The organism is Microbulbifer maximicatervae (SeqCode) (assembly GCF_052466985.1).
The window spans coordinates 498,432-511,380 of record NZ_CP174298.1 but is presented as its reverse complement, the minus strand read 5'-3'; the positions used below and the strand labels follow the sequence as shown (position 1 = coordinate 511,380).

The 12,949-nt window shown below is 56.1% G+C and carries 10 protein-coding genes; all 10 read right to left on the bottom strand.

All coding sequences use genetic code 11. The annotated features are described in order from the left end of the window. Positions 1-102 precede the first annotated feature (102 nt). The 10 genes from ACJJI3_RS02270 to ACJJI3_RS02225 all read right to left on the bottom strand — a co-directional run bounded on the left by ACJJI3_RS02270 (position 103) and on the right by ACJJI3_RS02225 (position 12,772). Positions 103-849 (bottom strand): spermidine synthase, encoded by a 747-nt coding sequence (locus ACJJI3_RS02270; RefSeq protein ID WP_413662522.1) that lies wholly within the window; start codon positions 847-849, stop codon positions 103-105. Beyond that, complete coding sequence (msrC, locus tag ACJJI3_RS02265) at positions 849-1,322, bottom strand: free L-methionine (R)-S-oxide reductase MsrC (RefSeq protein WP_413662523.1); 474 nt, start codon at positions 1,320-1,322, stop codon at positions 849-851. The genes ACJJI3_RS02270 and msrC overlap by 1 nt, the downstream gene beginning before the upstream one ends. Before the next feature lie 131 nt (positions 1,323-1,453). After that, positions 1,454-1,915: a hypothetical protein gene (locus tag ACJJI3_RS02260; RefSeq protein WP_108735279.1), complete on the bottom strand. Its 462-nt coding sequence runs from the start codon at positions 1,913-1,915 to the stop codon at positions 1,454-1,456. A gap of 168 nt (positions 1,916-2,083) precedes the next feature. Further along, a complete protein-coding gene (locus ACJJI3_RS02255) occupies positions 2,084-3,286 on the bottom strand; it encodes a Wadjet anti-phage system protein JetD domain-containing protein (RefSeq protein WP_444941355.1) in 1,203 nt (400 codons plus the stop codon). Between the two features lie 42 nt (positions 3,287-3,328). Further along, on the bottom strand, positions 3,329-6,976 hold the full coding sequence (locus ACJJI3_RS02250; protein WP_444941354.1) for an ATP-binding protein: 3,648 nt from the start codon (positions 6,974-6,976) through the stop codon (positions 3,329-3,331). 155 nt (positions 6,977-7,131) lie between these two features. Next, a complete protein-coding gene (locus tag ACJJI3_RS02245; protein ID WP_444941353.1) occupies positions 7,132-7,896 on the bottom strand; it encodes a DUF4194 domain-containing protein in 765 nt (254 codons plus the stop codon). Beyond that, positions 7,889-9,316 carry a Wadjet anti-phage system protein JetA family protein gene (locus ACJJI3_RS02240; protein WP_444941352.1) on the bottom strand — a complete coding sequence of 476 codons (1,428 nt, stop codon included), beginning with the start codon at positions 9,314-9,316 and terminating at the stop codon, positions 7,889-7,891. Before ACJJI3_RS02240 ends, ACJJI3_RS02245 begins: the two co-directional genes overlap by 8 nt. A gap of 15 nt (positions 9,317-9,331) precedes the next feature. After that, positions 9,332-9,520 carry a DUF3012 domain-containing protein gene (locus ACJJI3_RS02235; RefSeq protein WP_108733723.1) on the bottom strand — a complete coding sequence of 63 codons (189 nt, stop codon included), beginning with the start codon at positions 9,518-9,520 and terminating at the stop codon, positions 9,332-9,334. Between the two features lie 114 nt (positions 9,521-9,634). Further along, positions 9,635-11,011: a cysteine--tRNA ligase gene (gene cysS, locus ACJJI3_RS02230; RefSeq protein ID WP_444893395.1), complete on the bottom strand. Its 1,377-nt coding sequence runs from the start codon at positions 11,009-11,011 to the stop codon at positions 9,635-9,637. An 87-nt stretch (positions 11,012-11,098) separates the two neighbouring features. Further along, positions 11,099-12,772 carry a glutamine--tRNA ligase/YqeY domain fusion protein gene (locus ACJJI3_RS02225; protein WP_444941351.1) on the bottom strand — a complete coding sequence of 558 codons (1,674 nt, stop codon included), beginning with the start codon at positions 12,770-12,772 and terminating at the stop codon, positions 11,099-11,101. Positions 12,773-12,949 lie beyond the last annotated feature (177 nt).

Below are 12,949 nucleotides of genomic sequence, written 5' to 3'. Positions count from 1 at the left end.
GCTCACCTTGAGTATAGTCACGAGGTGACAAAGGGCGCCAATGAATATCACTATTAAAGTGACAGGGATTTTAGGAGCCGGCCTCTGTGGGGGCTGTCGAGATCAGCGAAGCTGGCTCATGCGGAAATCTAGGCGCCGGTTGGGGTTGGCGGGATTGATCTTTTCTGGGGCCCTGGCCGCCAACTCACCTTTGCGCAGAGTTCCTCTGCTCACTGCCAGGATATGATTCTCGTACTGGGGCATATAGGCCATCCAGGCACCGCCGAGTCGATCGCGCATAGCTTTGTCGCGCCAAGCGCTGTTCTGTAGCTCGGGCCTATCCCCGAAGTTACTGACCAGCACGCCATCCTTATGGAGCAGGCGCATCAGACTGGAGCACCAGGACTTATCGGCGGGTACCGCTCGCTGCGCTACGCCGTCGCAGTGCCCAAATAAGTCGTCGATCACCAGGTCGAAAGTGCTGTGAGAGGGTCGCTTCAAGTGGTCGCGTACAAAGTCACAGGCATCCGCACACACCAGCTCAACATCACGTACGCCAAAAAAGCGACGGGCAATATCCAGGTGCACCGGGTCCAAATCTACGCCGACAATACGCTTGGCCGAGGTGAACGCCTGCAAAAGGCGAATCAGGGCACCGCCACCGACGCCGAGTACCAATACCGAATTCAAGCGCTCTTCAGGGAGGAAGAATGCCGGTAGCAGCAATAACTCCCAAAGGGAGCCCTTGAGGGGGTCGCGGGGATTCCACTGAGAGTGGAAAACCCCATTGCTGTAGAGGCGCACACTGGCGCCATGGTTGCGCACCTGGTAACAGGTATCGCCAACCTGCTTTTGCCAAAGCAGCGCCATCAGCTCGCCGGGAGGTCTGAGGACTTGAGCAATACCCGGGCAAATTCCTGTAGGCCCGCCAGGTCTTCCTCGCTAAAGCGCGCCACACTGGGGCTATCGATATCCAACACTCCCAGGCAACGACCCGCGTCATCATACAGTGGCACCACCACCTCTGAGGCCGACACAGCATCGCAGGCGATGTGGCCGGGGAACTGATGCACATCGTCTACCAATTGGGATTCACCGGTCGAAACAGCAGTGCCGCAAACACCGGCGCCCACTGGAATCCGGGTACAGGCAGGCTTGCCCTGGAAGGGCCCCAAACGCAATTCATCACCGTAGAGGAAATAGAAACCGGCCCAGTTGATATCTTCCAACTCCATAAACAACAGCGCACTGGCATTGGCGGTGTTGGCCAGCCAGTCTCGCTCTCCAGAAAGCAATCCTTCCAGCTGCCCATTTAAGGTGGTGTAAAACTTGTTCAGCGACATACCTAGCGCCCCTTGCCCACTTATAATTTCAAATCGTGTCAGCTAAAACTGGCAAACCCGCAAAACAGTATCCTGCGGGAGGCAGGTATTTTGCGGGCTTTGGCGAGGGAATCAATATGCAGAGTGCAAAATTACTGGTAGGGATCGACCACTGCGGGTTCTTCACCGGTCTCACCACGATACTCATCGGCATCTACAGTTGGGCGAGACCACTCGCTTTCATCATTGTTGCTACGAGTGTTCGACTGGATAGCCGGCGGCGCGCTGGTAACGTCTGACTGCATCAGGTTGCGCGACTTTTCAAAGCGGTCTTCCACTTTCGGCTTGGGCGCAACTTGTGCGGAGTTGCCGCTACCTTCGCGGCGAATGCGGTTGGCCATAGCACTGAGATTAGGGCGGCGGCGCTCCGCAAGCTTCACGGCTTCCAATTCACTGTTTAGGCGGTTGATCTCCGCCTGTAAATCACCCATCTGCGCTTGAAGTTCAGTAATCTGGGTCAACACGCCTTTTACTTTACGGCTTTCCTTTTCGTACATCACAGCGGCGCCGCCAAAGGCCAACGCAAAAATGACCAGGATGGAAAACTGACGCATAGCAAACTCCGGAAACTGCACTTGTTATTCTGGGTGGCATTTTTACAGCATATTTTTTCTATCTTCCGAGAAATTGCGCATAAAAAACAAGTTCAAACGCCTGCCGACGCCTTGATAGTCACCATTCCATAAAAACGAACAATTAAAATTTATCGGATAGCGACATATTTACACCAATGTCCCAGCCAGCTCCCCAATCTCAACTGCCTCCTGATCCACATAGCGATTGCTGCCTGAAATTGCTGGCAGCAGAGTGCTATCTGCGTATTGGCAACCAATCGCTTGCACCAGCTTTTGCCCCACCTTTTCCGCCTGCTCTGGAGCATGGGCTTTTCCCGTGCGCAGAAAATGCAGTAACAGATCGTAGCCCGGGCGCCAGCACTGCAAGTCGGGAAAGCTTTTTCTCAGCGCTGCGGCAATCCGCAATCCTTCATAGTCCAGATCCCCCCAGAAAAATGTTGGAACCGTTCGGGACTCCCCATCGTGCCACCAGCTAAGGAATTGCTGCCGGATATTTTCACTAACCACATTAATAGTGCTGAAGCGCACTCTCTCCCCATTGCGAATCCGTTCTGCACCGCCCTGGTAGCCCTCGCTATAAACCAGCGCAGCACGACTGGGTTGCAGCTCCGCCAGGCTAATAAAAGTGTCCTGGTTTTCGATAAAAATGACCTGCTCAAATTGCCTGGGCAGGTAGGCGTGAAGTAAAAGCTGGCGCTCCTGGATTTTACGGCTCAGGTCAGGATAGAGATTGCGCACCAGAGATTGACGGCTGGGTAATTCCAGGTATTTGGAATCCCCTTTAAAGCAGCGCGCGGCTAATTGTCGCCAGGAAATTTTATCGGCAAAGATCAGCTCTTTGCCGACGGACACCCAGCAAGCAATAATTTCTTCGACGGAATCAAACCCCGGTTGGAGTTCCAAGCCTTCGAGGGGAAAAGCGGCGGGATTTTCAAAGCGATCGACATAGGGTTCCAGCAGGCTGGTCCAGGCGGATTGGCGAACGGTGGGGGATGGGCGATTGAGCCACAGGCGCAGCTGTTCCTCGCTGGCATCCCGAAAAATCAATTGGGCCCCTTGCCACTCGGCAATACCCGGCCGCCTTTTCGGATTCGGTTTTACCGTAAAACACTGGTATTCCCGCGCAAAATGCTGCAATTCATTCCACAGCTCCTGCTCGTCTTGATCGGGGTCCCTGAGGGGCTCCAGCACTTCCAGCCAGCGCTTACTGCCAGCGCGCAAATCCAACCTGAAACTAATGCGGGCTTCCTTGCCGCGTTCCAGCTGGCTGTCCCGCCGATCCAGAATAAAATTCAGGATGCCGATTAACAGCGGGTTTTCCTCTACCCAATAGGGCAATATCTTTTCCATCGGTTGCCTCCCTGCCAATGGAGGGGTTTCCCCCGAAAATACCTATCCTTCTACTTCTACCAGGTCCATAAAATCCAGCGACGCCTGCTGGCGAATCGCGCGGCGGTGATTGGCCCAGAGTTCGGCGATACGCTCCTGATTGCACACCTTGCGATCGACATACACCCGGGTATTCAGCTGACCGATGGGCTTGGCACTGGGGCACTTGCTGAATACAAACTGATTCGAGATCAGATCCATGAAAGGCCCGGATTTACTGCTGGGCATAATAAACAGCAGCTGTAGCCCCAGGGTTTCAGTCAGGTAACGGATCACTTCCTTGGAGCGGGACTCATCCATTTTGGAGAAGGCCTCATCCACCAGCACCATCTGCAAATGGCTGCCACTCTCACCAAAGCGGAAGGCCGAAGTGACCGCTGCGGAGCGGATAATATAAGCCGGCGTTTCCAGCTGACCGCCGGAACCGGTGCCGTACTGACTGAGCGCAATCGGTTCCTTGCCTTCCGGTTCCTTATAGATCTCATAGCTGCGGTAGTTGCGATAGTCGCTGATTCGATCCAGCTCGCGCCGCGCTACCTGCTCGTCTTCACTCAGCAGCATACTCAACAGGCGGTCCCGCACCTTGCGGTGCTTGGGCGCCAAGTCCGTGTCGAACAGGCTCTGCTCTTCACCCAGATTCGGCAGTTCAATTACCGCCTTAAAGAAGCTCCAGTACTCCTTAAATTCCGCCACCCACTGGTAGTCGAAACGGAAGCGCTCGCGGTCGGCGCCAAAGCGGTGATGTTCCAGCTCTTTGTTCAGATCATCCAACACGCGCTTACCATCGTTAATGGACTGGTAAATAGCGTGGCACAAGTGGGTTACAAAAGTGGTGTTAAAGGATTTTTTCAATCCCAGCAATTGATCGTGGCGCTCCACCAGCAGGTTGTTCTTCAGGCGGTTGCGCAGGGTCTCTACCTGATCGCCGAGACCGCTGATCAACTTGAACAGGGCGTCTTTGTGGCCGCCACTCAAGTCTGGCTCAAACACCAGGGTATCAACGCTGGCACAGGTAGCGTTGTACTCCATCACCGCGCGATCGAGCTGGCGACTGTACTTCTCCAGCTGTCCCTGCCAACTTTCGATATCCGCTGAGAAGTCGAAGTTGTCAGCTGCGCGCTCTACCTGCTCATCGGCAGTAACCAGTACTTGCTCGGCATCGAATGTGGGATCGATGGCGGTAATACGCCTTACCATTTCCTCGCTGTCACTGGCAGCATCGTCCAAGGACTCCAGCTCGCCAGACAGCGCGTATAAGAGTTTATCGTTGCTTCTTAGCTTGGTCTCCAGAGAGCCATGTTTGCGCTGGAGGTCAGACAGCTGCTTTTGCTGATCTTTGAGCTGGGCCTTGAGTTCATCGACCTGCTGCTCGAACTGCTCGAAGTCCTTCAGGTCCAGGTTTTCCAGGGCGCGCTCGGCACTGCGCCATTCCCGCTGGGCCGCCAGGGCGGTATCCACAATGGACAACAGCTTGATATTCGCCAGTCCGCGCACCGCGTTGGTAACGCGACGGTAGAGCTGGTGGCGCTCGTTGACGTGGGCGGCCTCTTCCAGCAACTGCTCCATAGCGCGCTGCTGCGCCGCCAGTGCGCGAGCCCGGGCGCCCTGGCCGAACACCAACTCGGCATCGTCCATATCGCAGCGCCACATGCTGTAGTTGCCACTGGCCATACCGTCGGCAGTCAGGCCCCGGCGGGTGCCGCGCAGCTCGTGTTCATCCTCCACCTGTACCACGGCACCGTATGAGGCGCGCAGATAGTGCTCGGCAGTTTTATGGGTAAACTCCATCAGTTCGATAATAGAGCCCGACGGCGTATCCAGGCGCTCCGCATCGCAGCGGGCTTTATCCCCCTGGATCACGCGGGCGCGGTTGTTGCGCCCGGGCAGGCCGCGCACGATACGAATTGCGCGGGCCTCGTGTTCCGGCTCCACGATAATCGAGAAGCGCGCGCCGCCCAGATAGCCTTCAATCGCCATCTGCCAGCGCTCATCCAGCACTTCCACATAATCACACAGGACGCGGGGCTCCGCTTCAGGGCACTGCTCGCGAATTGCGGCCAGGGCCACTTCTACCGATTGGGGGTAGCGCACGCGGTTGGCCTGGAGATGCTGAATGCGACTCTCCTGGGTGCGCAGCTGCTTTTGCAGTTGCTGTACTTTTTGCTCCCAGCGGGAGGCCTGTTGGGCAATCTGCTCTTTGGGGGAAACCTCATCACTTGCGCCGGCTTTGCCACTGCTATCCAGCAGGTCGAAGAGGCGGTTCTGTATGGCCTCACTGCTGGCAGCGCGCTCGCGCAGTGGCTCCAATGCAGCCAGGTCAATCCAGTCCTTGCCCAACAACTTGTGCAGATCCGGCAGGTCTTCCTCGCGGGCTACCTGCTTGATCGCCTGCACCAGTGCTTTATCGGCGAAGGCGGGAATTTCCAGCTCGGCGGAGGTGGAGTTGAGCAGGTTTAATAATTCTTCGGCGGCCTCACGGTTCTCGCGCCAGCGGGCCTCTTCGGCAGACATGGGGGTGTGCTGCTGGGACAGAAGGCTCAGGGCATTGTTAATACGCTGTTCCAGTTCGTCCTTATTGCGCAGCGCATCGATACCCAGGCGCTGGGCTTGAAGCTCTACCAGCTGACCATTGAGCTGCTCGACGCGCTCGGAGGCGACGCGCACTTCGCGCTCATTGTTGTCCAGATCGCTGCGCAGTTTTTTCTGGTCGTTCTTGCCGCTCAGATAACTCTTTTGCACCCGCTGCTGGCGGTGGCGTGCGCACAAATATTCCTGCACCCGCAACTGCAACCACTGCTCCCGGTAGAGCTCTACCGACTGGGCGATGGCCTCCAGGGAACTGACCCGCTCCACAATCTGGCGGGCTTCCTGCTCCATGCTGTGAATGGTTTTCATCAGTTCGGAGACTGAGCGGATGGCATCACCCAGATCGCGTTTTTCCAACACTTCCTGGGCGACAAAATCGTTGATGCTTTTTACTGGCTTGTAGGCCATAAAATTGGCAAAGGTGCGCGCAGCGTGCATGGCCTCTCGATCGGAGACCGCATCGCGGCGTCCGCGCAGGGCGCCGTAAAGGCGGCGCAAGTAGGCCTTTTTCTTGTCGTACTGCTCTACTTTTTCGAACTGCTTGCTCAGGACCTGGTTGAATTTATCCAGCGGCAGCAGGTGTTTACCATCGGTGTAATCCCGAACAAAATCCCCCATCACCAACTGTTCGCCGGGGAATACGAAAAAGCGCAAATCACTTTGGCGAGCCTGGGCGGGCTTGCTGCTGTTATCCAGGTGCGCGCGAATACCCATCACTGCGGTAAAGGGCTCAGCATCGTCTTCACCGCTGGTGGGATGGAAAATACCGGCGATGTAACAGTCGGTGGGCTCTACACGGGCATAACTGCCATCGTCACAACCCAGTACATAGGAAGCTAGCGTCCGCACCTGCTTGCCACCCCGCCCGCGCTGGGTGGTTTCATCCTGCCCCGGGTTAAAGGTAAACAGGGTATCGTGGGCGGCGGTCATCAATGTCTGGATAGCATCAGCCGCCGTGGTTTTTCCGGAACCGTTGCCACCGGAAAACAGGTTGATCGGGCCGAAATCATATTCCAACTGCGGGATATTGCCCCAGTTAATCAGGATCAGTTTTTTTAGGAACATAGTCTTTTCAAAAAAACGGTCTTTTCAAAAGCAGGGTCTTTTTGCAGGCGGGAAGCCGACACCCCTCTCCGAGGCACCCGGGTGCGATTTACGCAAACCCGGGCGGTCGAATGTTTTCGATTTTTTATAGCCGCTACTGCGGCCTCTATTTTCATCTAGGAAGCGGCTTCACTCTCAAACAGGCTGCTATCTTCGACTTCTGGAGTGATGCGTTCGAGCGCTTGCTCTTGTTCCGCTTCTTCAGCCTCATTAATTTCATCAGCTTGAGTGGCCCCGCTCTCCACTGCGGGCGAGACTTCGCTGTCGATCAGCTGGTGCAATACCGACTCGCTGACAAAGTGGGCGATGGTCGGGCGTACGCGCAACCAGACTTCCGCACTGGTATCCACTTCTTCGCTGCTGAACTGCACCAGGCGCAACTGGCGCAATTTCTTCAGTAGGTTTTTACGCTCGGCGTGCTTATCCGGCAGGGACATTTTCAGCAAGTTGCGCATGCCCAGTTCCAGGGCTTCCATCGACAGGGCGGCGCAACCACTCTCATCCACTTGCCCTTCCCGCAGCGCTTTATCGTATTCCACGCGCAGGGCGAGAATCGCGGCCACTTCCTGTTGGCTGAGTCGGGCGCGGAAGCCGCCGTGGTGCGGCTCTTCCTGATCCGGCAGACCCGGTACTTCGGCACCGGGCGGATACACGCGAATAAACTGGAAACGGCTGTCGTGCTGCAAACGCAACCCCAGCGGGGCCAACCACTCGCGCACCAGCTGCTCGCAGCGCTGGAAGCGATCATAAAGCGTGGTTTCGATAACGCTTTCATCCCGGCAGATAACGCCGTAATCCAACAGGCGCACCAACAGCTCGGAAAATTCGCTGCGGTTCAGGCGACACTGCGCCAGGGCCTCTTCCAAAGCCTGTTCAATCACTGTTTTTCAACTCCAGGATATATTCGTCAAATTCGGTGAAATAGTCATTGCTGGCGATTTCACCGGTAAATTTCACCTGCAAGTCGGCAGCGCCGCTCTGATTCACCGCCGCCGCTTCGATCACATGGCTCATAGCGAGCAGATCACGCGCATCGCGCAATGGCAGGTTGCGGCTGTTGATCTGGCGGCCGGTGCCAAGGGCATCACTCAGATAATCGCGCAGGTTACTGTTGTTGAAATTAAACGCCTGGTCGAGCAATTGTTGCAGCTCGATCTCGCGGCGGTTTTCTTCACCGATGGGGGTTTCATCTTCGACCCGGGTATTCACCGGCTGGCGGCGGTTGCGCTGCCACAGCTGGGTTTGCTTGGGGTCAAACAGGCGCAGCTGGAAACCGCCCAGCTGTTCGCCCAGCTGTTCGAGAATTTGTGTTTTTTGCTGGCTCTCGCCGAGGCGCTGGCACAGGTCGGCAAACTCGCCCTCGGCCTGGCTGTGCAGGTAACTGAGCTGGCGAATAATAATATCCGCGCGCTTGGTAAAACCCTGTAGCGCGCGGCGCAAGGCGGGCAGTTTTACCTCGCAGGCGCGGCGCATACGGTCCTCGATGGTATCGAGCATCAGCCACAACAGGGAGTGGCCCGGCTGCATCAATTCCGGCAGCAGCTGGCGCAGGCGCTTCTCCCACTCCGCTTTCTGCATATCCTCCTTGCGGCGAATGCAGTCAATTACCCGGTTGATGGAATCGCGGTGCTTCTCCACGCTGTCCGCAGACAGTCGGATAGCCAGGTCCGGCTGGAAGCGGCTCTCCATAAAGGAGAAAAACTCATCGGTGGCCTGCTGCACCAGCAATTGGGCCTCCACTTCCCGCACCATTTCCCGCTTGCGCTCTTCCAGCTCGGCGATCATATCGGTGAAATCCGCCACGATACGCTCGGAGTATTCCCAGGCATCGATCAAGTCGTGGATTTCACCTCGGCTGGCAAAGGCTTCCAGGGCATTTAAGGTGTTGCGGGTATTGCGGTGGCGGGTGCGCACGCGGGTGCCGTTCACTTCCACTAGCGGCTGAGTGAAAAGGCGGCCCCGGCGGCTAAACGGATAGGTGGCGGTGAGCGTGGCGCTGTCTACCTGCTTCTCCAGCCAACCGAACTCCACCAGGCTGTTCAGTACCCAGACCGCCTGATCGCGCAGGCTGCGGAAGCGGCCCTCGGGGTCCTGCACTCCGTCCTCGCTATCGAGTTGGGGCGCGCGGGTCAGGGCCTCGGCAAAAATTTCCAGAATCTGTTCCCGCAGCAAAGACTCACCGTAGTCAGCCTTGGCGGTGTACAGACGCTCATACAAAAGACGCAAGCACTCAACCACCTGCTCGCGGTATTTACCGGTCAGCGGGCGGAAGAAGTGTTGGTAGGAATCGACGAAGAACAACGACTATAGGCCCGCTTATTCCTCTTCCGGCTTTTGGTTGAAGACACAATATTTTGTGTAGTCGCGGGTATCGTCAAAAGTCCACTGCCCTTTGGGAATGCCATCCATTTTCTCGCACCAGGCATCGGAACCCCGTTTGGGCTCACAGCCGGTCAGTGCGATAAGGGCGATCACAGCGCTGGTCAGGACAAATACTTTTTTCATGGTTCGCTTCTACAAATGAAATTCGAATTTCACTTCCCCGGCGGCCGCAATGTGCCAAACTGGGGAAAATCTATCGGTGTCTCAAATCTATCCGTGTCTCGGGGAGGGACCGCGCTATTCGCGGCGCCACTTGGTCCCTTCGCGGCTATCCTCAAGCACCACACCTTTGGATTTTAACTCTTCGCGAATCTCATCGGCGCGGGCAAAGTCACGGTTCTTCTTGCTTTGTGCGCGCTCTTCGATCAGTGCTTCAACTTCTTCGGCAGAAATACCTTCATCTCCACCACGGGCCTGTTTGAACCAGGCTTCCGGGTCTTGCTGGAGAATGCCCAGCATATCTGCAGCGGCCAGCAGCAAGCCTTTCAAGCGCGCCTTATCCGCCTCATCGGCTTTGTTCAGGTCGCGGGCAATCTGGTGCAATTCGCTGATGGCGATCGGCGTATTCAGATCGTCTTCCAACGCCTTGATAAAGGCGGTGTCATTAAGATCTGCCGCTTCAGCCTCAACCGCTTCCGTTTCACGCAGTGCGCCATAGAGAGTATCCAGGGTGCGCCATGCCTGATCCAGCAAATCAGCACTGAAATTCAGCTCAGAGCGATAATGAGCAGACAGCAGTGCGAAACGCAGCACTTCACCGGGGTACTGGCTCAGCAGGTCTTTGACCATGCGGAAGTTGCCCAGGGATTTGGACATCTTTTCGCCATTGATATTCACGTAGCCGTTGTGCATCCAGTAGCGCACAAAATCCACACCATTGGCGCAGCAGCTCTGGGCGCGCTCGTTCTCGTGGTGGGGGAAGGTCAGATCGCGACCGCCGCCATGGATATCGATAGTGTCACCCAGGTGCTTCTTGATCATGGCCGAGCACTCCAAGTGCCAACCCGGGCGTCCACGGCCCCAGGGGCTGTCCCAGCCGGGCTCGTCATCGGCGGACGGCTTCCACAGTACGAAGTCGCCGGCGTACTTTTTGTAAGGCGCTACTTCCACCCGCGCACCGGCGAGCATATCGTCGAGGGAGCGCTTGGACAGCTGGCCGTACTCCTGCATGGACTCCACGGCGAACAGCACATGGCCTTCGGCGGCGTAGGCGTGGCCTTTCTCCAGCAGGCTTTCGATCATCGCGATCATTTCCGGCAAGTGCTGGGTGGCGTAGGGGACAATATCCGGCTCCAGGTTATTGAGCGCGGCCATATCCTCATAGTAGGCCTGGGCATAGCGCGCCGACAGCACGCCGATTTCCTCGCCGTTATCCCGCGCGGTCTTCATGATTTTGTCGTCAATATCGGTGATATTACGCGCGTAAATCACATCGCTGAAATTTCTTTTCAGTACCCGGTACAGGGTGTCGAACACCACCACAGGGCGGGCATTGCCAATATGCACGCGGTTGTACACGGTGGGGCCACACACATACATGCGCACCTGATCTTCCACCATTGGTACGAAGGGTTCTTTCTTCCCGGAAAACGTGTTGTAGACCTGTAGAGACATCTTTTCTCTCGAATTCTTTTTGCTGTGTGGCTGGGCCAGTCATTGACCCAGCCGCGAAAACTGCCGCTCGGGCAGCTCTCCGCTTGGCTATTTGTTTTGCTCTTTGGCCCAGCTGTCGCGCAGACCAATGGTGCGGTTAAACACCGGCGCTTCTGCGCTGCCGTACTTGCTGTCGCGACAGAAGTAGCCGTTGCGCTCGAACTGGTAGCCCTGCTCCGGCTCCGCTTTGGCCAGGCCGATTTCCGCCTTACAGCCTTTTAGGATTTGCAGGTTGTCCGGGTTTACGCAGTCGAGGAAGTTCTTACCGCCGGCATCCGGCGCCGCATCATTGAACAGACGGTCGTAGAGGCGCACTTCGCAATCGACATTGTTGTCCGCAGATACCCAGTGAATAACGCCCTTCGGTTTAACGCCGTCGGCCGGATCTTTGCCCAGGGTGTCCAGATCAACTGAACAGATCACCTCAACAATTTCACCGGCATCGTTCTTCACGACTTCTTCAGCAAAGATCACATAGGCGTTGCGCAGGCGAACTTTTTTGCCCAGCACCAGACGCTTGTACTTCTTGTTGGCCTCTTCGCGGAAATCCTCTTTCTCAATATAGAGAGTGCGGCCAAAAGGAAGTTCACGGGCCGGCAGATCATCGCGCACCGGGTGGCCGGGTGCTGACAGCATCTCTTCCTGGCCTTCCGGGTAATTTTTCAGGGTGATCTTCAAAGGCTCCATCACGCACATGGCGCGCGGTGCATTTTTATCCAGATCGTCGCGAATGCTGTATTCCAGCATGCCCACATCGACAACTGAGTCGGAGCGGGTTACACCGATCATCTCGCAGAAGTTGCGAATGGAAGCCGGAGTAAAGCCGCGACGGCGCATACCGGACAGGGTCGGCATGCGGGGGTCATCCCAGCCGTCCACATGGCCTTCGTCAACCAACTGCTTGAGCTTGCGCTTGGACACCACGGTGTAGTTGAGGTGCAGGCGGGCAAATTCGTACTGACGCGGACGCGAAGGCACCGGCAGGTTCTCGATCAGCCAGTCGTACAGCGGCTTGTGATCTTCAAACTCCAGGGTACAGATGGAGTGGCTGATACCCTCAATCGCATCACACTGGCCGTGAGCGAAATCGTAGCTGGGGTAAATGCACCACTTACCACCGGTCTGGTGGTGAGCCATCTTTTTAATGCGGTAGATAATCGGGTCACGCAGGTTGATATTCGGTGCGGCCATATCGATCTTGGCGCGCAAACTGCACTGGCCCTCTTCCATTTCACCATTGCGCATCTTTTCAAACAGCGCCAGGTTTTCCTCGACAGAGCGATCCCGGAAAGGGCTATTTTTGCCCGGCTCTTTCAGCGTGCCACGGTAGTGGCGAGCTTCTTCTGCGGACAGGTCGCAGACGTAGGCCTTGCCATCTTTAATCAGGTGCAGAGCCCACTCGTACAATTGATCAAAATTATCCGAGGAGTACTTCGCCTCGCCATTCCACTCAAAACCGAGCCAGGAGACATCGCGCTTAATCGCATCGACAAACTCTTCCTCTTCCTTGGCCGGGTTGGTGTCGTCAAAGCGTAAATTACAGGTGCCACCGAATTCCTGCGCCAGACCAAAATTCAGACAGATGGACTTGGCGTGGCCGATATGCAGGTAGCCGTTGGGCTCCGGCGGGAAGCGGGTCGCGATCTGCGTAACCCGGCCCTCAGTCAGATCTTCACGGATAAGGTTCTGTAAAAAGTGAGCTGGCTTGCTCTCGGATGTCATAGGATTCTCTTAATTTACAGCTGTGCGAACGTAAACGGCGAATTATAACCTACTTGAGAGACAGAATATCGAATTTGAAGGAACGCTTTTCATAGAAATTCACTGCAAGCGTTTGATTTTTGTGCAATTGACACAGATATTCCGACACAGCATTTTACAGCTACAGACTACAAGGTA

Excerpts from the sequence above, each read along its gene's own strand:
- ACJJI3_RS02270 (WP_413662522.1), bottom strand. The coding sequence starts at position 849 with ATGGCGCTGCTTTGGCAAAAGCAGGTTGGCGATACCTGTTACCAGGTG.
- msrC (WP_413662523.1), bottom strand. The coding sequence starts at position 1,322 with ATGTCGCTGAACAAGTTTTACACCACCTTAAATGGGCAGCTGGAAGGA.
- ACJJI3_RS02260 (WP_108735279.1), bottom strand. The coding sequence starts at position 1,915 with ATGCGTCAGTTTTCCATCCTGGTCATTTTTGCGTTGGCCTTTGGCGGC.
- ACJJI3_RS02255 (WP_444941355.1), bottom strand. The coding sequence starts at position 3,286 with ATGGAAAAGATATTGCCCTATTGGGTAGAGGAAAACCCGCTGTTAATC.
- ACJJI3_RS02250 (WP_444941354.1), bottom strand. The coding sequence starts at position 6,976 with ATGTTCCTAAAAAAACTGATCCTGATTAACTGGGGCAATATCCCGCAG.
- ACJJI3_RS02235 (WP_108733723.1), bottom strand. The coding sequence starts at position 9,520 with ATGAAAAAAGTATTTGTCCTGACCAGCGCTGTGATCGCCCTTATCGCA.
- cysS (WP_444893395.1), bottom strand. The coding sequence starts at position 11,011 with ATGTCTCTACAGGTCTACAACACGTTTTCCGGGAAGAAAGAACCCTTC.
- ACJJI3_RS02225 (WP_444941351.1), bottom strand. The coding sequence starts at position 12,772 with ATGACATCCGAGAGCAAGCCAGCTCACTTTTTACAGAACCTTATCCGT.